Source organism: Clostridium sp. LS, from assembly GCF_002760435.1.
Classification (GTDB): domain Bacteria; phylum Bacillota; class Clostridia; order Clostridiales; family Clostridiaceae; genus Clostridium.
Genome location: NZ_AUUU01000062.1, coordinates 20,173 through 41,959, shown reverse-complemented (window position 1 = coordinate 41,959; position 21,787 = coordinate 20,173). Strand labels below are relative to the sequence as shown.

At 30.7% G+C, this 21,787-nt stretch carries 18 protein-coding genes; 17 read left to right on the top strand and 1 reads right to left on the bottom strand.

Annotation, left to right across the window (positions count from 1 at the left end):
* Nucleotides 1–264 precede the first annotated feature (264 nt).
* The 6 genes from COL3_RS15130 to COL3_RS15105 all read left to right on the top strand — a co-directional run bounded on the left by COL3_RS15130 (nt 265) and on the right by COL3_RS15105 (nt 8,077).
* Nucleotides 265–801: an XRE family transcriptional regulator gene (locus COL3_RS15130; protein WP_008423564.1), complete on the top strand. Its 537-nt coding sequence runs from the start codon at nt 265–267 to the stop codon at nt 799–801.
* Between the two features lie 646 nt (nt 802–1,447).
* Nucleotides 1,448–2,809, top strand: coding sequence for a nucleobase:cation symporter-2 family protein (locus tag COL3_RS15125; RefSeq protein WP_008423565.1), 1,362 nt, complete (start codon nt 1,448–1,450; stop codon nt 2,807–2,809).
* A gap of 404 nt (nt 2,810–3,213) precedes the next feature.
* On the top strand, nt 3,214–4,491 hold the full coding sequence (guaD, locus tag COL3_RS15120; protein WP_008423566.1) for a guanine deaminase: 1,278 nt from the start codon (nt 3,214–3,216) through the stop codon (nt 4,489–4,491).
* Between the two features lie 169 nt (nt 4,492–4,660).
* Nucleotides 4,661–6,766, top strand: coding sequence for a xanthine dehydrogenase family protein molybdopterin-binding subunit (locus COL3_RS15115; protein ID WP_008423567.1), 2,106 nt, complete (start codon nt 4,661–4,663; stop codon nt 6,764–6,766).
* Nucleotides 6,759–7,235, top strand: a complete 477-nt coding sequence (locus COL3_RS15110) for a (2Fe-2S)-binding protein (RefSeq protein WP_008423568.1) — start codon at nt 6,759–6,761, stop codon at nt 7,233–7,235. Before COL3_RS15115 ends, COL3_RS15110 begins: the two co-directional genes overlap by 8 nt.
* Complete coding sequence (locus COL3_RS15105; protein WP_008423570.1) at nt 7,229–8,077, top strand: FAD binding domain-containing protein; 849 nt, start codon at nt 7,229–7,231, stop codon at nt 8,075–8,077. The genes COL3_RS15110 and COL3_RS15105 overlap by 7 nt, the downstream gene beginning before the upstream one ends.
* Nucleotides 8,078–8,139: 62 nt before the next feature.
* Here COL3_RS15105 and COL3_RS15100 read toward each other — a convergent pair whose 3' ends face one another.
* A complete protein-coding gene (locus COL3_RS15100; protein ID WP_008423572.1) occupies nt 8,140–9,213 on the bottom strand; it encodes a permease in 1,074 nt (357 codons plus the stop codon).
* 242 nt (nt 9,214–9,455) lie between these two features.
* Here COL3_RS15100 and yqeC point away from each other — a divergent pair, with 242 nt between their 5' ends.
* The 11 genes from yqeC to COL3_RS15045 all read left to right on the top strand — a co-directional run bounded on the left by yqeC (nt 9,456) and on the right by COL3_RS15045 (nt 21,755).
* Nucleotides 9,456–10,229 carry a selenium cofactor biosynthesis protein YqeC gene (gene yqeC, locus COL3_RS15095; protein WP_008423574.1) on the top strand — a complete coding sequence of 258 codons (774 nt, stop codon included), beginning with the start codon at nt 9,456–9,458 and terminating at the stop codon, nt 10,227–10,229.
* 44 nt (nt 10,230–10,273) lie between these two features.
* Nucleotides 10,274–11,065 (top strand): selenium-dependent molybdenum cofactor biosynthesis protein YqeB, encoded by a 792-nt coding sequence (yqeB, locus tag COL3_RS15090; RefSeq protein WP_008423575.1) that lies wholly within the window; start codon nt 10,274–10,276, stop codon nt 11,063–11,065.
* A gap of 61 nt (nt 11,066–11,126) precedes the next feature.
* Nucleotides 11,127–11,744 carry a sulfurtransferase-like selenium metabolism protein YedF gene (gene yedF / locus COL3_RS15085; RefSeq protein ID WP_008423577.1) on the top strand — a complete coding sequence of 206 codons (618 nt, stop codon included), beginning with the start codon at nt 11,127–11,129 and terminating at the stop codon, nt 11,742–11,744.
* Between the two features lie 54 nt (nt 11,745–11,798).
* Complete coding sequence (selD, locus tag COL3_RS15080; protein ID WP_008423578.1) at nt 11,799–12,836, top strand: selenide, water dikinase SelD; 1,038 nt, start codon at nt 11,799–11,801, stop codon at nt 12,834–12,836.
* Nucleotides 12,837–12,926: 90 nt separating this feature from the next.
* Complete coding sequence (locus tag COL3_RS15075) at nt 12,927–14,078, top strand: double-cubane-cluster-containing anaerobic reductase (protein WP_008423580.1); 1,152 nt, start codon at nt 12,927–12,929, stop codon at nt 14,076–14,078.
* A 29-nt stretch (nt 14,079–14,107) separates the two neighbouring features.
* Nucleotides 14,108–14,866 (top strand): acyl-CoA dehydratase activase, encoded by a 759-nt coding sequence (locus COL3_RS15070; RefSeq protein ID WP_008423583.1) that lies wholly within the window; start codon nt 14,108–14,110, stop codon nt 14,864–14,866.
* Between the two features lie 55 nt (nt 14,867–14,921).
* Nucleotides 14,922–15,503, top strand: a complete 582-nt coding sequence (locus COL3_RS15065) for a nucleotidyltransferase family protein (protein WP_035283387.1) — start codon at nt 14,922–14,924, stop codon at nt 15,501–15,503.
* A 395-nt stretch (nt 15,504–15,898) separates the two neighbouring features.
* A complete protein-coding gene (locus COL3_RS15060; protein ID WP_008423587.1) occupies nt 15,899–16,699 on the top strand; it encodes an FAD binding domain-containing protein in 801 nt (266 codons plus the stop codon).
* Nucleotides 16,689–17,138, top strand: a complete 450-nt coding sequence (locus COL3_RS15055; RefSeq protein ID WP_008423590.1) for a 2Fe-2S iron-sulfur cluster-binding protein — start codon at nt 16,689–16,691, stop codon at nt 17,136–17,138. The genes COL3_RS15060 and COL3_RS15055 overlap by 11 nt, the downstream gene beginning before the upstream one ends.
* A gap of 37 nt (nt 17,139–17,175) precedes the next feature.
* A complete protein-coding gene (locus COL3_RS15050; protein ID WP_008423592.1) occupies nt 17,176–19,452 on the top strand; it encodes a molybdopterin cofactor-binding domain-containing protein in 2,277 nt (758 codons plus the stop codon).
* A 269-nt stretch (nt 19,453–19,721) separates the two neighbouring features.
* Entirely contained in the window at nt 19,722–21,755 is a 2,034-nt protein-coding gene (locus COL3_RS15045) for a Na+/H+ antiporter (protein ID WP_008423594.1), read from the top strand.
* Nucleotides 21,756–21,787: the final 32 nt, after the last annotated feature.

Below are 21,787 nucleotides of genomic sequence, written 5' to 3'. Positions count from 1 at the left end.
AGAGTAGTGGTCTCCAAAACCATTGGTTGTGGGTTCAAATCCTACTGCCCCTGCCACAAAGGTCGTAGTACGTTGTACTACGGCTTTTTTTATATGTAATAATAAATTATTACATATAAAAAAAGATTATTCAATAATTCTTATGTTTATGGAAAAGTATTCAAGAGGAAGAATGTAGCTTTGAATTATTGACTATTTGGATAAGCTAATGGATAATAATATGGAAATAAAATGAGTTTACAAAACGTGAGGGGAGATTTTATTATGATTGGAGAAAGAATTAGAGAAAGAAGACAACAGTTGGGATTAAGTTTAAAAGAACTAGCGGAAAAAACTGAATTAACATCAGGTTTCTTAAGCCAGATAGAAAGGGACTTGTCGGAACCTTCAATATCATCATTACGTAAAATTGCAGAAGTTTTAGGGGTAGCTGTATTTTATTTTTTGCTAGATGATAAAGTTAAGAACCCTGTAGTCAGACATAATGAAAGGAAAAAAATAAGATTTTCTGAATCTCATATGACTTATGAATTATTATGTCCAGATATGGATAGGCAGCTTGAAATGTTTATGGCAAAATTAGAACCGGGAGCTATGACGTGTAGTGAACCAATGACTCACCCAGGAGAAGAAGTAACCTATGTTATGAAAGGGACAATGTGGATAAAGATAGGCGATGAGGAATATACTCTTGAGGAAGGAGATACTATCTATTATTTTGGTACTACCCCACATCAAATAATAAATACTGGGGATGATGAAATGATATTTATTTCAACTATAACTCCACCTCAATTCTAAAAATCAATATAATAATTATGAATTTATTGACAATCCAATCAAGTCATGATATTATACATACATTAAATAAATTTAGTGTGACTAAATTTTATTTTGGCAATGAAGCCAAAATAATTTGATTTTTTATGATTAGATAATTTGTATTATTAATATCATGTATTTAAAATCTTTTTTTAAAATAAAATATTTAATGAAGAAAATAATTATACAATAAAATTTTTACTATCATTAGTATTAGAAAGTAAAAATCATAATAATATATAATAGCAAAGGCGCTATGGAAAAATCCATAGCGCCTTTTATATTTTAGAAAGGTAAGAGAAACACTTATATAAAGTAGTTTCGTTTATAACTATATAGAAATATTAATTTAAGGATTGGGTAATATGATATTTAAGCAGAAAACAATTCATAATTATATTTGTAATTTCTTATAAATAATTTGCATTATTACGAATTTTATATAAAAAAATTAAAAAAGCATTCGACTTTTTTGGTTTTTATGGTAGAATGATAATATAAAAATAATAAATTTGTAGAAAAAAAGTTTATTTGCAAAATTTCTGCTTATTTATATTTAAATATATAAACAAATCTGAATCATTTATAACTATTAGAAAGTTCTATTAAATTAAGGGGGGGCATTATGTCACAAAATAATTTTAACAAAGAAGATAAAGTAAATGAAATTCTTCCAGTAAGTCAGCTTGCTATTTTAGGCTTACAACATGTACTAGCTATGTATGCAGGAGCGGTAGCTGTGCCATTAATTATTGGGGGTGCTGTAGGTTTAACTCCAGAACAATTAGCACTATTAGTTGCTGCTGATTTATTTACTTGTGGTATTGCAACTTTATTACAAGCAATTGGCGTAGGACCATATATTGGTATTAAGTTACCAGCAATTTTAGGCTGTACCTTTGCAGCAGTTGGTCCATTAATTATTATAGGTAAGAACTTGGGGATGCAAACAGCCTATGGATCTATAATAGTAGCTGCAATTATAGTCGTATTAGTAGCACCGTTGTATGGAAAGATATTAAAGTTTTTCCCAACTGTTGTAACAGGAACCGTTGTTACAATGATTGGACTTTCTTTAGTGAATGTTGGAGTTACTAGTATTGGTGGTGGCTCAGGAGCTAAAGATTTTGGAAGTATACAAAATCTTTTATTAGCAGCATTTGTAATGATTGTTGTGTTAGTATCAAATAAATTCTTAAAAGGATTTTTTCAAGCTATTTCTGTTTTAAATGGTATTATTTTAGGAACAATAGTTGCTGCTTTTATGGGGAAAGTAGATTTTTCAGCAGTAGGAAGTGCACAATGGATAAGTTTTGTTCATCCTTTCAACTTTGGTTTACCAAAGTTTGATCTTGGGTCAATAATTATGATGACATTTGTTATGCTAACAGTAATGATTGAATCAACAGGTACATTCCTTGGTATTGGCAGAGTGTGCGAAAAAGAAATTTCTGAAAAAGATATTGTAAAAGGACTTAGGGCAGAAGGATTAGCAACAATTTTGGGAGGTATTTTTAATTCATTCCCATATACTACATTCAATCAAAATTTAGGACTTTTAGCTTTAAGTAAAGTAAAAAGCCGTTTTGTTGTTGTAGCTTCTGGTATCATTCTTGTTGCATTAGGGTTAATTCCTAAATTTGCAGCTTTAGCTACTATTATTCCTCAACCTGTTATAGGGGGAGCTACAACTATAATGTTTGCAATGGTTGCAGTAGCAGGAATCCAAATGCTTTCAAAAGTAGACTTTAATAAGAACTCAAATATGCTTGTTGTTGCTTGCTCAATTGGTATAGGACTTGGAATCACTGCTGTACCTAACTTACTTGATCAGACACCAACAATTTTCAAATCGATTTTTAGTAGTGGTATAGTTTCAGCTTCTGTTGTAGCAGTAATTCTTAATGCATTTTTAAATCACGGTAATAAGGAAACTGATAGCGAAGTGAAAGCTTCAGAAAGCGATTCTACAGGAATGATTATATAAACCATAGCTGTACTAAACTTATATTAGACAAAGAGGTCATCACATTTTAACGTGTGATGACTTTTTTATAAGGTATTTTTCTAATATATTAAAAATAATTTATAGAAGAAAAGTGGTTTGTTAATAAAGTAATATAAATGTATTTTTCTCCTTAGGTTTTCCATAACATTTAAATATAATTAATAACTGATCTATACATTTTCTATAAAAGTTTATTATAATGATTTAAGGAACCCTATCCCGTAAGAAATTTTTAAAATTAATATAAGAATTAAGTAGTAAATAAGATTAAAGTAGAATCATATAATTATATATGGTACCGCTTTCAGAAACTAGGAATTTAGTAAAAACGTATATCAAGTTGAATATGCAAAATTATTTAAACTAAGGAGAGATGATTTTATATGAAAGGTTATGATAATGAAATCAAAATTTTAAAGGGAAATATTATATATACCGAAACCTGTAATTCATTTAATATGATTGAAAATGGATTTATTGTGGTTAATAAGAATGTTATAGAAGGAGTATTTGAGGTATTACCAGAAAAATATAAAAATATAAATATTAAAAATTATGGAGATAAACTAATAATTCCTGGATTTGTAGATCTGCATACTCATGCTTCTCAATTTGCTATAAAGGGAATTGGTTATGATAAAGAGCTTTTACCTTGGCTTGAGACTTATACTTTTCCTGAAGAAGCTAAATTTAATAATATATCCTATGCTACAAAAGTATACAAAGAATTTGTTGATGAGCTATATAGTGAGGGAACTACGAGAGCAGTTATTTTTGCTACAATTCATTCTGAAGCTACAGAAATATTAATGAATCTTATTGAGGAAAAAGGAATAGCAGCTTATGTAGGAAAAGTTAATATGGATAGAAATTGTCCGGATACATTAAAGGAAAATAGCAATGAATCCATAAAAGATACTATTAAGTGGATAGAGAACTGCGGAAAAAAATATACATTTGTTAAGCCGATAATTACTCCAAGATTTGTTCCAAGTTGTACAAGCTACTTAATGAAGGAGTTAGGTGATATTGCATTACAGGATAATATACCAGTTCAATCACATTTATCAGAAAATTTATCGGAGATTGAATGGGTAAAGGAATTACATCCGGAATGTGGAAACTATGGAGAGGTGTATGATAAATTTAATCTTTTTGGACAAACAAAAAGTATAATGGCTCATTGTGTTCACTTAACGGAAGATGAGATAAATAAGATTGAGAAAAATAAAGTGACAATAGCACATTGTCCAACCTCTAATGTGAATTTGTCTAGTGGGATACCACCGATTAATAGGCTGCTAAGAAGAGGTATTGATATAGGACTTGGATCAGATATAGCAGGAGGAGAAAGTTTAAGCATGTTGTCAGTAATGGCGTGTGCAATTAAAATATCAAAACTGAGAGAAATACATTTTCAAGAGAAAGAGAAACAATTAACACTTCCAGAAGTATTTTATTTAGCAACAAAAGGTGGAGGTAAATTTTTTGGTAATGTAGGAAGTTTTGAAAAAGGTTATGAATTTGATGCTTTGGTAATTGAAGATGATAACCTATGGAAGATTAATAAAGGAACTTTAGAAGAAAGAATAGAAAAATTAATATATTTAGGAAATAATAAAAATATAATTAATAGATATGTATGTGGAAGAGAAATATAGTAAAAATTATATATAACTGGACAAAGAGGTCTTATTTCAAAATTCGGAATAGGATCTCTTTTTTTATTTAATAAATTAGTTAAATTTATATAGAAGTAATCTTATTTTAGATTGAAGAATATTAAATATGAATAAGATGAATATTTTATTTTGAAAGAAGTGAAAAGTTATGGAAGATATAAGAAAGGCAGTCACAAAAGTAGATCATAAAATAAAAGTAGATGGAAGTGCTAAATATATAGCTGATATAAAATTTAAAGATAGTTTATATGCTAAAACTTTACGTTCAGAAAAAGCTAAGGCTTTTATAAAAAATATTATTATTCCGGAATTAAAAGAAGGATACTATATAGTCCGAGGAGAGGATGTGCCGGGATTAAATAAGGTAAAAATAATAAAGAATGATATGCCGGTTTTTTCAGATGAGGAAGTTAATTATATAGGAGAACCAATATTATTAGTTATAGGCCCTGAGCTAGAAGAAGTTTTAAAAATATTAAATGAGATTAAAGTTGAATATGAAGAATGTACTCCTATTTTTGATATGAGAAACTCTAAAGAAGTATTTGATAAATATGAATATGAAAAAGGAAATATAGAAGATGCAATTAATTCTTCTTTAAAAACTATTGAAGAAGAATTTTATACAGGATATCAAGAGCAGGCTTATTTAGAAACTCAAGGAGTAATAGGGACTTATGAAAATGAAAAAGTTTCTGTATATGGAACTATGCAGTGTCCATATTATGTTAAAGGTGCTGTTGTTCAAGCGCTAGGATTTAAAGAAGATAATGTAAGAATAGTGCAAACCATAACTGGAGGCGGATTTGGTGGAAAAGAAGATTACCCTTCATTACTTGGAGCACAGGCTGCTGTTGCGACTTACAAAGCTAAAAAGCCAGTAAGATTAATCTTAGAAAGAGTTGAAGACATATCTGTTTCAACTAAGAGACATCCTGCTTTATTAAGATATAAAACATATCTTGATAAAAATAATGATGTAATTGGAATGGATATAGATATAACTTTAAATGGTGGAGCATATGCAACTTTATCAAGTGTTGTTCTTCAAAGGGCTTTGATATGTGCTACCGGAGTTTATAATATACCAAATGTTAGAGTTAAAGGACGTGTAGTTAAGACTAATACAGTTCCTACTGGAGCATTTAGAGGGTTTGGCGGGCCACAGAGCTTATTTGCAATTGAAACACATATGGCGCATGTAGCTTCAGAAATAGGATGTATTCCATTAGAATTTAAGAGAAAATATTTTGTAAAGGCTGGAGATGTAACCAGTACTGGTGGAAAGTTTGCACATGAAGTAAAACTCAAAGAGATGCTGGAAAAAGCTGAAAGAATAAGTGGATTTAGTGAAAAACATGATAAATATTTAAAAGAAGTAGGAATAATTAAAAAAGGAATAGGAATATCAATATTTCTACATGGTTGTGGATTCACTGGAAGCGGAGAAAGAGATTTAATAAAAGCTAAAGTTAAGCTTTTAAAACGTGAAAATGGAATTATAGAGATTTTAGCAGCTAATACTGAAATGGGACAAGGACTTCAAACTACATTTAAAAAAATTGTAGCAAAAGTACTTGATAAAAATTATGAAGACATTTTATATATAAACCCGGATACAGATAGAGTACCTGATTCAGGCCCAACAGCTGCTTCAAGATCAATTATGGTAGTTGGTAAATTACTTGAGAAAGCTGCATTAAGACTTAAGGAAAATTGGATTGATGGACAAGTTCAGATAATAGAAGAGGACTATAAGCATCCAAATTTAATTCCTTGGGATATAGAAAAATTTAATGGAGACGCTTATCCAGATTATTCATGGGGGATAAATGTAGTAGAAGTAGAGGTAAATACAATAACAGCGACAACACAAGTAACTGGAATATATACAGTCTTTGATGTTGGAACTCCAATCGATGAAACAATTATAGAAGGACAGATTCAAGGAGGAGTAATACAGGGGCTTGGATATGCATCATGTGAAAATATGGAGTGTGAGAATGGAATATTAAAGCAAAATAGCATAACAGATTATATAATTCCAACTGCCAAAGATGTTGTAAATATTAAAAATGAATTAGTGGAAAATCCTTGCGACCTTGGTCCGTTTGGCGCAAAGGGAGCAGGAGAATTAACCTTTGTAGGAACTGCACCAGCTTATGTAAATGCAATAGAAAATGCATTAGGAGTAAAAGTAAATAAAATACCTGTAACTCCTGAATGGATAATGGAGGCGATAATAAATGAGTAATACAATTACATTGAATATAAACAATAGAATAATATTTACAAAAGAAAATTCTACAAAAAGATTACTGGACTTTTTAAGAGAAGATTTGGATATAACAGGTCCTAAAGAAGGCTGTGGCGAAGGAGAATGCGGTGCATGCGCTGTAATTATAGACAATGAATTAGTTAATTCATGTTTAGTAACTATTGGTTCTATTGCGGAAAAAGAAGTTTTAACCGTTGAAGGATTAAAAGGGACTAAGCAGTTTGATGTTTTAGAAAAATGTTTTGCAGAAGCAGGGGCAATACAATGCGGATTCTGCACGCCAGGAATGATAATGGCAGCACATACACTTCTATCTAGGAACCCAAAGCCAACAGAAGATGATGTTAGAGATGGCATTTCAGGAAACTTATGTAGGTGCACAGGATATAATATGATAATTAATGCTATACTCATGGCAGCTAAAAGAGGTGATGGATTATGGTAGATGGATATTTACCAAAGGATTTTCTAGAGGCGCTAACAATATTAGATGAAAAAGATGTTACTATTTATGCGGGGGGAACTGACTTGATGGTTCGAAATAAGAATGCGGCATCACTTCTTCCAAAGTTTAATAATGACTTATTATATGTAGGAAATTTAAAAGAATTAAAGGGAGTTAAAGAATCAATTAATTACTTAGAAATAGGAGCTGCATGCACTTTATCATCACTTTTATGGGAAAAAGAAATTCCAGAAGTTTTAAAAGAGTGTATAAGAGAAATAGCATCACCTGCCATAAGGAATATGGGTACAATAGGCGGCAATATATGTAATGCATCTCCAGCTGGTGATACGCTGCCCATATTATATGTGTTAGATGCTAAACTTAAACTGACAAGTAAAAAAACTTATAGAGAAGTTGGTATACAGGATTTTATACTTGGACCAAGAAAAACTATTCTTGGAAAACACGAAATTTTAGAAAGTATAATCATACCTAAAACCAAATTTAATAAAGTATATTATGAAAAAGTTGGAGCAAGAAAAGCTTCAGCTATATCGAAATTATCTTTTGTAGGACTTGCAGTATTGAAAGATGAAAGAATTGAAGACATCAGAATAGCAATAGGTTCAGTAGCTCCTAAAATAGTTAGAATAAAGGAAGCGGAAGATATTTTAATAGGAAGCAATATTAAAGATGTAAAAGCTTTGATAGAGGAAGTGAAAAGAAATTACTCTAAAGAAATTACTCCTATTAATGATCAAAGGTCTACGGCTGTTTATAGAAAAACAGCGGCATTAAGGCTTGTTAAATACTTTTTAGATATAAAATTAATTAATTAGAAAAAGAAAAACTACCTGTTTATGGGTAGTTCTTCTTTATAAAAAGTGAACAATAAATTTAATTATAAAACAATCATACCTATAAATCCGCTTATGATACCAAGTATTGCAGTAGCGGTTCCCACAAATGCAAGGATGCGTGTTGGAAATGCTCTTTTTACAAGTAATAATGATGGAAGACTAACTGCTGGTAAAGTTATAAGTAAGGCTGCAGCTGGTCCTGCTCCAAGTCCAAGAGACATTAAAGCTTGAATTATGGGTATTTCTCCTGCCGTCGGGATAACGAATAATGTACCTGCTATAGCTAATCCTATAATTATTATAAAGCTATTCCCCCATGCAGGGTTAACAGCAGGGAATAGCCATGCTCTAAACGCACCCAAGATTGCAACTACAATTAAATACGCTGGTATGGTATCTATAATTAATTGTAATAATGCTTTTAACCATTTAATTAATAAAGTATCTGTGCTTTCTAATGTTTTAGATTCAGAATTTAATAGTTCAATGTCAATTTGCTCGTCCTTACTGAACTTTGATGAAAGAGTTGATATTCCTAAAACTAATACTATACCCATTATTACTCTTAATATGGCAAAATTCCAGCCTAGAACAAATCCCATAAATATTATTGTAGCTGGATTAAGAGTTGGGTTACCTAAGAAGAAAGCTAGAGCTCCATTAGTTGAGGCTGATGATTTTTTAAGACCAACAGCAACTGGTGCTGCACAGCATGTACACATCATGCCTGGAAGTGATGTTAATCCTGCAAAAACTGTACTTTTAATATTTTTGCTTCCAAGAGCTTTTTTAATCCAAGCCTTAGGAAATAGCACCTGAACAAGGGAGCCTATTAATAATCCCAAGATTACTGCTTTCCACACAGATGTAAAATAGGAAGTCATGTACGATATTGCAGCTGCAAAAGATGGCGGAGGTGCAACAGCAGCCTTACCTGATATTATTGAGTCACCAATTGAATGTTTAGATGCGGCTATGAATGCTTTTGCATAATAAGGTGACCACTTAACATAAAATAATCCACCTACCACTATAAGTATAAAAAGGAATAATAACTTAATATTTTTTTGATTTGATGTGTTATTCAAAGTACTATTATTTATTGTTTGTGACATTTTTACCCCCTAGTAAAAGCTTAATATAATAAGTTAGTTTATCTTTAAATTCGTCAAAAATCAATAAAATTTGATATAGTATTTTTCTATAAAAGTATATTATATATAGGAAATTATAATAAATATATAAAAATCACTATCAATTATCGAAAAATGATATAATGTAAAGTAAAGAATTTCAACTTTTCTGTTTACTTATTCTAAATTCAGAAAAGTTATTTAATGTTAATTGGGTGAAAAGAATGAAAGTTTTTAAATGTATTAATGGATTAGTTAAGGAACAAAATTCATTAATGAAAGTCTTAAAAATACATGAAAATAAAAGGCAGGTTATTTCATTTGTTGGCGGAGGCGGGAAAACGAGTTTAATTTATGAATTAGGAAATGAGTTAAGCAAATTAGGAAAAAAGGTTATTATAACTACAACTACTAATATGTTTATGCCCCAAAGTAACGTGGTGTTTACTGGGAAGAAAGAAGATATTATTAGTTTCTTAAAGTATGAGAATTTGGTTACAGTTGGATTGAAGGCATCCCCAAAAGATATAAATGCCAATACAGAGGAATTAGAAAAGATAACTGGTCTTCCATTAAATGAAGCAAGGAAACTTATAGAATTAGCTGATTTTGTTTTAGTTGAAGCAGATGGATCAAGGAGGCTTCCCTTAAAGGCCCCAGCAGAACATGAACCAGTAATTTTAGAAGGAAGCAGTTTGGTTATTGGAGTATGTGGTATCGATGCATTTGGAAAGCCAATAGAAGAAACTTGCCATAGACCTAATTTAGTCGCAAATCTTTTAAATGTTAATAGAAATCATATTATTAACGAAAAAGATATTGCGCTAATACTATTAAGCCATAATGGTCAGAAAAAAGATGTGCAATGTGATTATAAAGTTATTATAAATAAGGTAGATAATGAGAAATTATTAAGAATAGCTGAAAAGATATCAAGTGAATTTTATGAATTAGGATTAAATGAGTTGATATTAACTACCTTTAAGGAAAAAATATAAACTTACGAGTCATAGTGTTTAGAAAGGAGAATACAAATATAAATATGATATTAATAAAAGGTGCTGGAGATTTAGCAACAGGGGTAGCTCATAGATTGAAAAAATGTGGATTTGATATAGTTATGACAGAAATTCCTAAGCCAACGACGGTTAGAAGAACAGTGGCTTTTTCACAGGCAGTATACGACAAGGAAGTAGATGTTGAAGGGATAAGAGCTGTTTTAGCATATAAAAAGGATGATATTTATAAGATTATTAAAAATGGAGATATAGCCGTAATAGTGGATGAAAATGCAAGAATCATAGAGGATATAAAACCCGATGTAGTAATTGATGCTATAATAGCAAAGAAAAATTTAGGAACGAACATCAATGATGCCAAAATTGTAATTGCACTTGGACCAGGATTTGAGGCAGGAATTGATTGTCATTGTGTTGTTGAGACACAAAGAGGTCATTATTTGGGAAAAGCAATATATAAGGGAAGTGCTATACCCAATACTGGAATTCCAGGGAATATAGGTGGTTATACAATAGAAAGAATAATAAGAGCAGAAGATGATGGCAAAATTATGCCGGTATCTAAAATAGGGGATTACGTTCAAAAAGGAGATATTGTAGCATATGTGAATAACGCTCCAATTTACGCTCAGTTAAGTGGAATAGTGAGAGGAATGCTTCAAGAGGGATTAGAAGTCTATAAAGGTATGAAGAGTGGTGATATAGATCCAAGATGTGAAAGGAATCACTGTTTTACAATATCAGATAAAGCAAGATCTATTGCGGGTGGTGTTTTAGAAGGAATTTTATTTCTTAGTAATACTCAAGAAAATTAATAGTAATGTGGAATATCTATTTAAATTTAATAAAATTCTTTAATAAGGAGATAGTTAAAATATGAATAAAGTAATTGACGCTAAAGGAAAAGAATGTCCAACTCCAGTAATAATGGCAAAAAAAGAAATAGATAAAGGAGTTAGGGATTTTATCGTTGAAGTTGATAATAAAATAGCGGTACAGAATCTTGAAAAATTAGCTAACAGCCAAGGTTTATCAACATATACAAAAGAAGATACTGATGTATTTAAAGTTACATTTTTAAGTGATAAAAGCAAGGATAATGAGTGTGTAGAATGTAATCAAGTATTAGAAAAATTAGAGGGGAATACTACTCATACAGGTAGTTGGTCTGTCTTTATAGGAAAAGAAATTATTGGAGCTGGAAATGAAGAACTTGGAAAATCACTAATAAAAATGTTTTTTTATACAATAGCAGAAGGTGAAGATTTACCTAAATCAATTTTATTTATGAATGATGGTGTAAAAGTTCCAACTTTAAATGAACAAGCGATAGAACATATTAAAGATTTAGAAAATAAAGGTGTTGAAATACTAACTTGTGGAGCATGTCTTAATTTTTATAAATTAGAAAGCAGCTTAAAGGTAGGAAAAATAAGCAATATGTATGACATAACAAATGCTATGAAAGAATCATCAAAAGTTATTACACTTTAGCAAGAGCAAGCAACTGTAAATTGTAAACTGTAAACTGTATGAGTGGGGTGTTATATGTCAAAGAATATTAAACTTACTAGTCTGGTTAAAACTTCAGGATGTGCTGCAAAAGTTGGTCCTGGTGTGCTTCATAATGTTTTAAGCAAGCTGCCTAAATTCGAAAATTCTAATTTACTCGTTGGATTTGATACTAATGATGACGCTTGTGTATACAAAGTTAATGATAATACAGTGGCAATTCAAACAGTGGATTTTTTTCCACCAATGGTTGATGATCCATACGCTTTTGGTCAAATTGCAGCCGCTAATGCTCTTAGCGACATTTATGCAATGGGTGGAAATCCAGCAATAGCTATGAATTTACTATGCTTTCCTTCCTGCTTAGATACATCAACTATGCATGATATCCTTGCTGGTGGGTATGAGAAAGTCAAGGAAGCGGGTGCTGTAATTGCTGGAGGGCATACTATCTCAGATCCAACTCCTAAATATGGCCTTTGCGTAAGTGGATTTGCACATCCAAGTGAGATACTTTCAAATAGCAATGCACAGAGCGGAGATATACTTATACTTACAAAACCATTAGGTATTGGAATAATGAATACTGCTGCTAAAGCGGAGTTGTTAACTGAAAGTAAGATAAAAGAAGTTACATCTATAATGTCCACATTGAATAAATATGCTAAAGAATGCATGTCTGGACTCGAGATACATTCATGTACTGATATAACTGGGTTTAGTTTAATTGGTCATAGTTATGAAATGGCAAGCGGAAGTAATAAAGCTATAGAGATTTTTAGTGATTGTGTACCTATTATAGAGGGAGCTTTAGACTATGCTAGAATGGGTATCATACCTGAAGGGATGTATAATAATCTCGATTATTTAAATGGTAAATTCACTTTGGCTTCAGATATTAAACAGGAGCTACAGGATATTTTAATGGACCCACAAACTTCAGGCGGCTTATTGATTTCAATTTCAGAAAAGAATGTTAGTGAGTACTTATCAAGAATTGAAGAATTTACCTCATATGCAAAAGTAATTGGGCAAGTTGTTGATAAGGGTGATAAACATATAATTATTAAATAATAAAAAATATAAATTTAGGAGTAATATACAGAGATAGGTGAGCAAGCTAAATGGAAAATTAAAGAATAATATAAATTGGGGGCAGTGATTATGAAATTGCAAAAGAACTTACCAGAAATCTTTGAAGAATTTGCAGAAGGCAGAAGAAATGCGTTTATTAAAGCTAAGGAACTTAAGGATAAAGATATACCTTTAATAGGTGTATTTTGTACTTATTTTCCACAAGAAATAGCACTAGCTATGGGGGCTGCTACTGTTTCCCTTTGTGCGACATCTGATGAAACTATTGTGGATGCAGAACAAGACCTTCCACGTAATTTATGTCCATTAATCAAATCAAGCTATGGTTTTGCAAAAACTGATAAATGTCCATTCTTTTTCTTTTCAGACCTGATTGTTGGGGAAACAACTTGTGATGGTAAAAAGAAAATGTATGAGTATCTTTCTGATTTTAAACCAGTGCATGTTATGGAACTTCCAAATTCTCAAAGTGAAGGGGGACTTAAGCTATGGAAAAATGAAATCATTAAATTAACAAAGAGTTTGGAAGAATTATTTGGTGTAAAAATAAGTGAAAATGATATAAGAGAAGCAATTAAAGTAAAAAATAATGAGCGTAAAGCATTAAAAAGATTTTATGAACTTGGTAAAAAAGAACCAGTTGCAATGTTAGGGCAAGATATTTTTAAAGTTATAAATGGAACAACATTTAGCTTTGATAAAGAAGAAATTCCTAAACAAATGGATGAGCTAATTGAAAAAATTAATTCTGAGTATGAAATCACAAAGAAATATGAATCTAAACCGCGTATATTAATTACCGGGTGTCCTATTGGCGGGGCGGCTGAAAAAGTTATTAAAGCAATTGAAGATAATGGAGCTTATGTAGTTGCTTTTGAAAATTGCAGTGTTGCAAAAGCTGTTGATGAATTAGTAGATGAAAATAATCCAGATGTTTATGATGCTCTTTCTCGTAAATATTTATCAATTGGGTGTTCATGCATGACTCCTAATCCTAATAGGATTAAACTTCTTAACAAGATGATTGATGAGTATAAAGTAGATGCTGTTGTTGATGTAATACTGACAGCTTGTCATACATATAGTGTAGAAACTCTATCAATTAAGCGATTTGTAAATAGTGAGAAAAGCAAGCCATATATGAGTGTTGAAACTGATTTTTCTACTAATGATATAGGTCAATTAAATACTAGAATGGCTGCATTTATAGAAATGCTTTAATACCTATTAAGAATCTAAGGGGATAAATTATGAACAAATATACTTTAGGAATTGATTCTGGATCAACAACTACAAAAGGTGTGTTATTTGATGGCAAGACAATTGTTAAAACAATGATTTTAAAGACTTCTGCAAAGCCAAAGGAGAGCATTTATAAAATTTATGAAGAACTTTATTCTGAGGACGTTAAATATACTATAGCTACAGGGTATGGTAGAAACCTATTAAAAGAAGCAGATAAAACTATTACAGAAATAACCTGTCATGCCCAAGGAGCAGCTTTTCTTGCTCCTACTATTAGAGGAGTTATAGATATAGGTGGGCAGGATTCTAAAGCTATTTTACTAGATAATTCATTAAATGTTGTAGATTTTGTTATGAATGATAAATGCGCTGCTGGAACTGGTAGATTTGTTGAAGTTATGATGAGAATTTTAGAAGAAGATATTTCTAATATTGATGAGTTCGTTAAAAATAGAAATCCAGTAAGTATATCTAACATGTGCACTGTCTTTGCAGAAAGTGAAATTATTAGCCTTTTAGCGAATGATGTGCATAGAGGCGATATAGCGTTTGGAATTATTCATTCAATTTGCAAAAGAACAGCTAATTTTGCACAAAAAATAAATTTGAATGGAGATATATTTTTTAGTGGCGGGCTTGCGGCTTCTGAAACATTTAGAACAACACTTGAAAGTTATCTTAATAAAAAAGTACTAACCAATACTTTAAGTCAGTATGCTGGTGCAATTGGCGCAGCTACTATTGGATACAGAAAATTTAAATAAAGTGATGAAAGGAATTATACAAAAGTTTACTTGGAGGTATAATTAAAAGATTAACATAATGAAAATAAATTTAATTTTACTAGCGGCAGGAAATAGTAGTAGATTTGAAGGAAATAAATTGCTTACTATAGTTAATGATAAGCCTATGTATATGAATGCTATTGAAATAGTTTCAAAAATAAGCTTTAATAAGATAATTGTAGTAACACAATATGAAGAAATTAAAGGAGCATTGTCAAAGTGTAACATAGAAGTTATTATGAATTACAATAGCGAGCTTGGAATATCTCATTCAATTAAACTTGGAGTGCAAAGTTCTAAAGATGCAGATGCATACATGTTTATGGTATGCGATCAACCATTTATATCATTAAATAGTCTAGAGGCATTGATAAATGAGTTTACAAAAAGTCATAAAGGATTAGCCTGCATTGCATACAAAGGTAATCTATGTAATCCAACTATTTTTTCAAATAAATATAAAAATGATTTGCTGAACTTAAAAGGTGATATTGGTGGAAAGTATATAATAAATAAAAACTTAGATGATTTAGTAACAACAGAAATTTATGATAAATTAGAAATAACAGACATTGATACGAAAAAAGAATTATATGATATAGAAAAAAAGAGATGAGCAGCTGGTAACTCATCTCTTTTTTAATGCGAACCTTAGGGTTGTAAAATTGTATAAGTATAGGAATAAGACGAACATTTACGCGAAATAACGACAAAAAGTACTAGAATATGAATGGTAAGTGTGATAAAATTAATTTACAAATACTAAACTTATTTATATTCATTATCTAAATATAAGTAAGAAAATTGTAAAATAAGTGCTAAGACAGCAGAGAATTTTTATGAAATACTAAAAATTTTAAAACATCCACTAAATTATCTTTGCAAAATATTTGGTGGATATTTTAATGTATTAAATTCAACTAAACTATTTATAAAAATACTATACAGAAAATTAGTAATTAATTATTGAAAATATTTTTACATATGAAATAAAACGGAGGTAAGAAGAATTTGTTTACTATTAAGAATTATGTTGTAGTGGAAAACCTGGAACAAGCATACGAATTAAACCAAAAAAGAAATAATACTATTTTAGGTGGAATAGCATGGCTTAAAATGGGAAACCGTAATATTGATACAGCAATTGATTTATCTAAGGTTGGGCTAGATAAAATTGAAGAAGATGAAGAATCTTTTAAAATAGGATGTATGTGTACATTGAGAGAATTAGAAGTGCATAAATCACTAAATTCCTATTTTAATGGTGCAATAGCTAAATCCCTAGTACATATAGTTGGAGTACAATTTAGAAACTGTGCAACTATTGGAGGAAGCATTTATTCACGCTTTGGTTTTTCTGATATTTTAACAGTATTAATGGCCTTAGATACTTATGTAGAGCTTTATAAAGGTGGAATAATTCCATTAGAAGTATATAAGGATATGCAGTATGATAATGATATTTTATTAAGAATAATAATAAAGAAAGATTCTAGATCAGTATCATATTTGACACATAGAATGAGTGCTACAGATATTCCAACATTAGCAGCAGCAGTTTCTAGAAATGAAGGTAAATGGAAAATAGTATTAGGGGCTAGACCACAAAGAGCGATGGTTGTAAGTAGTTCAGAAGAGATACTTAGTGAAGTTCCAAGTAAGGAAGAAATTGATTCTTTATTAAGCGATATCGCTAAAAATGTGAAATTTGGAAGCAATATGCGAGGTAGTAAGGAGTATAGGCAAATTTTAGCTAAAGTATTTATTAATAGAGCAATAGAGGAAATTGTAGGAGGCACTTATGCAAATTAAATTGTGGATAAATAATAAATTGTTTGAAGATGATATACAAGTTGATATGCTACTAATTGATTATTTAAGAAGTAAGGGATTTTACAGCGTTAAAAGAGGCTGTGAAACTGCAAATTGCGGATTATGTACTGTGCATTTAGAAGGAAAACCAATTTTATCATGTAGTACTTTAGCTGTTAAAGCAAACGGATTCCACGTAACAACTCTTGAAGGCTTACAAGATGAGGCGGAAGAATTTGGAGCATTTATGGCAGACCAAGGAGCAGAACAATGTGGTTTTTGCAGTCCTGGTTTTGTGATGAATGTTTTAGCAATGAAAAAAGAGTTAAAAAATCCAACTGAAGAAGAAATTAAACAATATCTTGTAGGAAATTTATGTCGCTGCACAGGATATATGAGTCAGTTAAGAGCAGTAAAGAAGTATTTAAATATAAATTAAGAAATGAACAATTAATTATTAAATAAGGAGAATTAAAATGAGTTTTGTAAACAAGGGGATAAGAAAAAAAGATGCAATGTCGCTTATAACAGGTAAACCAGTATATACAGATGATATAGCACCAAGTAATTGTTTAATAGTAAAAGTCTTAAGAAGCCCGCATGCTCATGCTTTGGTAGAAGACATTAACATAGAAATAGCTGGTAAGGTACCAGGCATTGAGTGTATTTTAACATATAAAGATGTTCCTAAATCTAGATTTACTATGGCAGGGCAATCTTATCCAGAGCCAAGCCCTTATGATAGATTAATTTTAGATAAAAGAATTAGATGTGTTGGGGATCCAGTAGCTATAGTTGCTGGTATTAATGATAAATGTGTAGATAAAGCACTAAAATTAATTAAAGTAAAATATGAAGTTCTAGATGCTATTTTGGATTTTAGAGAAGCTAAAGATAATAAAATTTTAGTTCATCCAGAAGAGGATTTTAAATCATTATGCGATGTTGGAACTGATGCAAAAAGAAATATTTGCTCATGTGGTGAAATGGAAATTGGAAATGTAGAAGACGAATTAAGTAAATGTGACTATGTAATTGAGGAAACTTATCATACAAAAGCTAATAGCCAAGCTATGATGGAAACTTTTAGAACATTTACTGAACTAGATACTTATGGAAGGCTAAACATAACAAGTTCAACTCAAATTCCTTTCCATGTAAGACGTATATTATCAAATGCTCTTGAAATACCAAAATCTAAAATAAGAGTAATTAAGCCAAGAATTGGAGGAGGCTTTGGTGCTAAGCAAAGTGTTGTAGCAGAAGTTTTTCCAGCAATAGTAACATTAAAAACAGGAAAGCCAGCTAAGATGATTTTTACTAGAAAAGAAAGTATGACTAGCGGAAGTCCTAGACATGAAATGGAGATAAAAGTTAGATTAGGTGCAGATAAAAATGGTGTAATTAAAGCTATAGATGTTTATACACTATCAAATGCAGGAGCATATGGTGAACATGGCCCAACTACAGTTGGATTATCTGGACACAAATCAATGCCGCTTTATGGAAAAGCTAGTGCTTATAGATTTAATTTTGATGTTGTATATTCAAATACTATGGGTGGCGGAGCTTATAGGGGATATGGAGCTACACAAGGATTATTTGCAGTAGAATCAGCAGTTAATGAATTAGCAGCAAAACTTAATATGGACCCAATTAAAATAAGAGAAATTAACATGGTAAGAGAAGGACAAGTTATGCCTGCTTACTATAATGAAACTGCTAGGAGTTGTGCACTAGATAAGTGCTTAGAAAAAGCTAAAGAAATGATAGACTGGGATAAAAAATATCCTTGTAGAGATATGGGAAATGGAAAAGTAAGATCAGTTGGTGTAGCGATGGCTATGCAGGGATCTGGAATATCTAATGTAGATACAGCAGCTGTTGAGATAAAATTAAATGATGATGGATTCTATACTTTAATGATAGGGGCATCAGAAATGGGAATGGGATGTGACACAATACTTGCTCAAATGGCAGCAGATTGCTTAGATTGTCATGTTGATAATATAGTTGTTCATGGAGTTGATACTGATCAATCACCATACGATACTGGTTCTTACGCTTCAAGTACAACTTATATTACTGGAGGAGCAGTGGTTAAGACTTGTGATACTTTGAGGAAAAAGATAATAGAAGAAAGTGCTAAGATCCTTGATTGCCCAGCTGGGAATTTAGAGTTCGATGGTGAAAAAATATTCTCACTTGAAGATAATAAAAACATAACTTTAAAAGAATTAGCTGATGCAACATATCTTGCGGGAAGCAGTATGTTAAGCGCTAGCGAATCAAATTCTTCACCAATTTCACCACCACCATTCATGGTTGGAATTGTGGAAACTGAAATAGATAAATTAACTGGAAAGCTTGAAATAATAGATTATGTTGCAGTTGTAGATTGTGGAACTGTTATAAATCCAAATCTTGCACGAATTCAAACAGAGGGTGGAATTGTTCAAGGGATTGGAATGGCTTTATATGAAGATATTACTTATGATATGAATGGAAGGATGAGAAATGATTCATTCCTTCAATACAAAATACCAACCCGTCTTGATGTAGGAAATATAAGGGTAGAATTTGAAAGCAGCTTTGAACCAAGTGGACCATTTGGAGCAAAATCGATAGGTGAAATTGTAATTAATACACCATCACCAGCTTTAGTTAATGCTGTATATAATGCTACAAAAGTAAATATAAGAACATTACCAATAACTGCTGAAAAAATAGTTATGAGAATGCTTGAAAAATAGAATAATACATATTCCAGGTTTAACTAAGACTAAGGTGAAGATTAAAATCTACTTAAGTCTTAGTTAAATTTATATTATCAGCAATACGTGGCGTATATAATAAAAAAAGTTATTATTTGATCAATATAATATCACCTTTCTTAGTAGAATCAATTTTAAAGAATTAATTTATACTAAGAATGGTGTTTTTTATTTTATATTATAATCTCAACATAAATAACAATAAAGTTAGAAACAATAAAAATAATATTTTAGAAGGGCGGAGAAAAATGGATTTATTGATGACGGTATTATTATTGCTTGTTTTTATACTAATTTCCAATATTATTAGCCACTATATCCCATCTATTCCCGCGGCACTAATTCAAATCAGCTTTGGAATAATAACTGCACTTGCATTTAAAGGAATTTCATTTCAAATAGAAACTAAGTGGTTTTTATTGTTATTTGTAGCACCTATTTTATACAATGATGGAAGACATTTTCCGCGGGAAGAATTGTGGAAAATGAAAGCATCAATATTTGGTAATGCTCTTGTTCTTGTCCTTTTAACTACTATTGGTGGAGGATACTTTATTCATTGGGTGATACCAAGCATTCCTCTTGCTGCAGCCTTTGCATTAGCTGCTATTTTATCGCCAACTGATCCTGTGGCTGTAAACGGGATTGCAAAAAGAATTCATATTCCTGAAAAAGTATTGAATCTTGTTAGAGGAGAATCTCTAATAAATGATGCATCTGGTTTAGTTGCCTTTAATTATGCAGTAGCAGCAGTAGTAACCGGGTATTTTTCTTTACAAGAAGCAATCCTTAATTTCACATATGTGTTTATAGCTGGAGGAATCTTAGGATTAATACTTGGTTTGATTGTAACATGGATAAGATTTATTTTACGTAAACAAGGGATCGATGATGTGATATTTCATTCTATGTTGCAAATTTTAACACCGTTCATCATTTTTATTATTACAGAAGAACTTTTGCATGCATCTGGAGTTATTGCTGTAGTAGTTGCTGGAATTGTCCATTCATTATTAAGAGAAGGAGCTGAAACTATACTGGCAGAAGAACAAGTACTTACAGAAAATATATGGTCAATTATTCTATTTGCTTTAAATGGTATTGTATTTATATTACTAGGATTAAATATTCCTTCATCAATGATTGAAACAGTATCTAATCCTAATATAGGAAATTGGTTAGCTGTCGGATATACTTTTGGAATTGAGTTTATTATTTTTTTAATTAGATTTATTTGGTCCTACTTTTTTTCTTATTATGAATATGCCTATATAAAAATTGAAGATGCTATAGAGCCAAACTTTAAAACTTCATTGATAATTAGTTTAACAGGTGTTCGTGGCACAGTTACAATGGCAGGAGTTCTATCAATTCCTTTATTTTTAATTAATGGAGAGGTGTTCCCGGAACGTTCGTTGATTTTGTTTTTAGCAGCTGGCGTAATTTTATTTACGTTAATATCAGCTACGGTTTTTTTGCCTTTCTTAAATAAAGGAGAATTAATAGAAGGAGAGGAATTAGATAAAATTGATTTAGGCCAAGCAAAGAGTAAAATATTGTTAGTAACAATTAAAAAAATTAAATTAGAAATGAATGAGGAGAATGAAGCTGTGATTTATGAACTTATAGATGAATATAAGTCTATATTTCAAAGAATTCAATTTGCACAAAATCTCATGGAGGAGAATACAAATTCTTACCAACAGAAAATTGCAGAAGTACGATTAATGGCATTAAAATATGAAAGGAAATATATAAATGATATAATGAATAAAGAGGGAATGAGTAAAGAACTTTTTGAAACCTTTGAAAAAGCGCTTGATTATAGAGAAGAAGCTCTTTCAAATAATATCCGTTCAGGAGCAATGTATATCATAAGAAAAGTCATAAGATACTGGAATCGCTTTAGTGGTCATTATAGTAAACATGAAAAAACTAGATTAGCTAAATTACGTTTAGGGAAAAATATTCAGTTAAGAGCTTTTAAGATTGCTCTTGAAGAATTGGAGAAATATTCGAGAGAGCATAAAAAAGCTAATATTGTTTATCCAGTAATTTTAGATTATAAGAGAATGATTAATAGATTAAAACGCCCAACTAAGCCATATAATGAAAAAAGTGAAGAGCAAAAAGAAGAATTACGGATTAAAATGATGGATATAGAACGTTCAGAAATTCATCGAATGTATGAATCAGGAGAAATTACTAAAGAACAAACAAATGAATTAAGAAGATATATAAATTATATTGAAAGTGTTGTTTTATATAGGCATGCTGAATAAATGAGAATTAATATTTACAAAACTGTGGTATA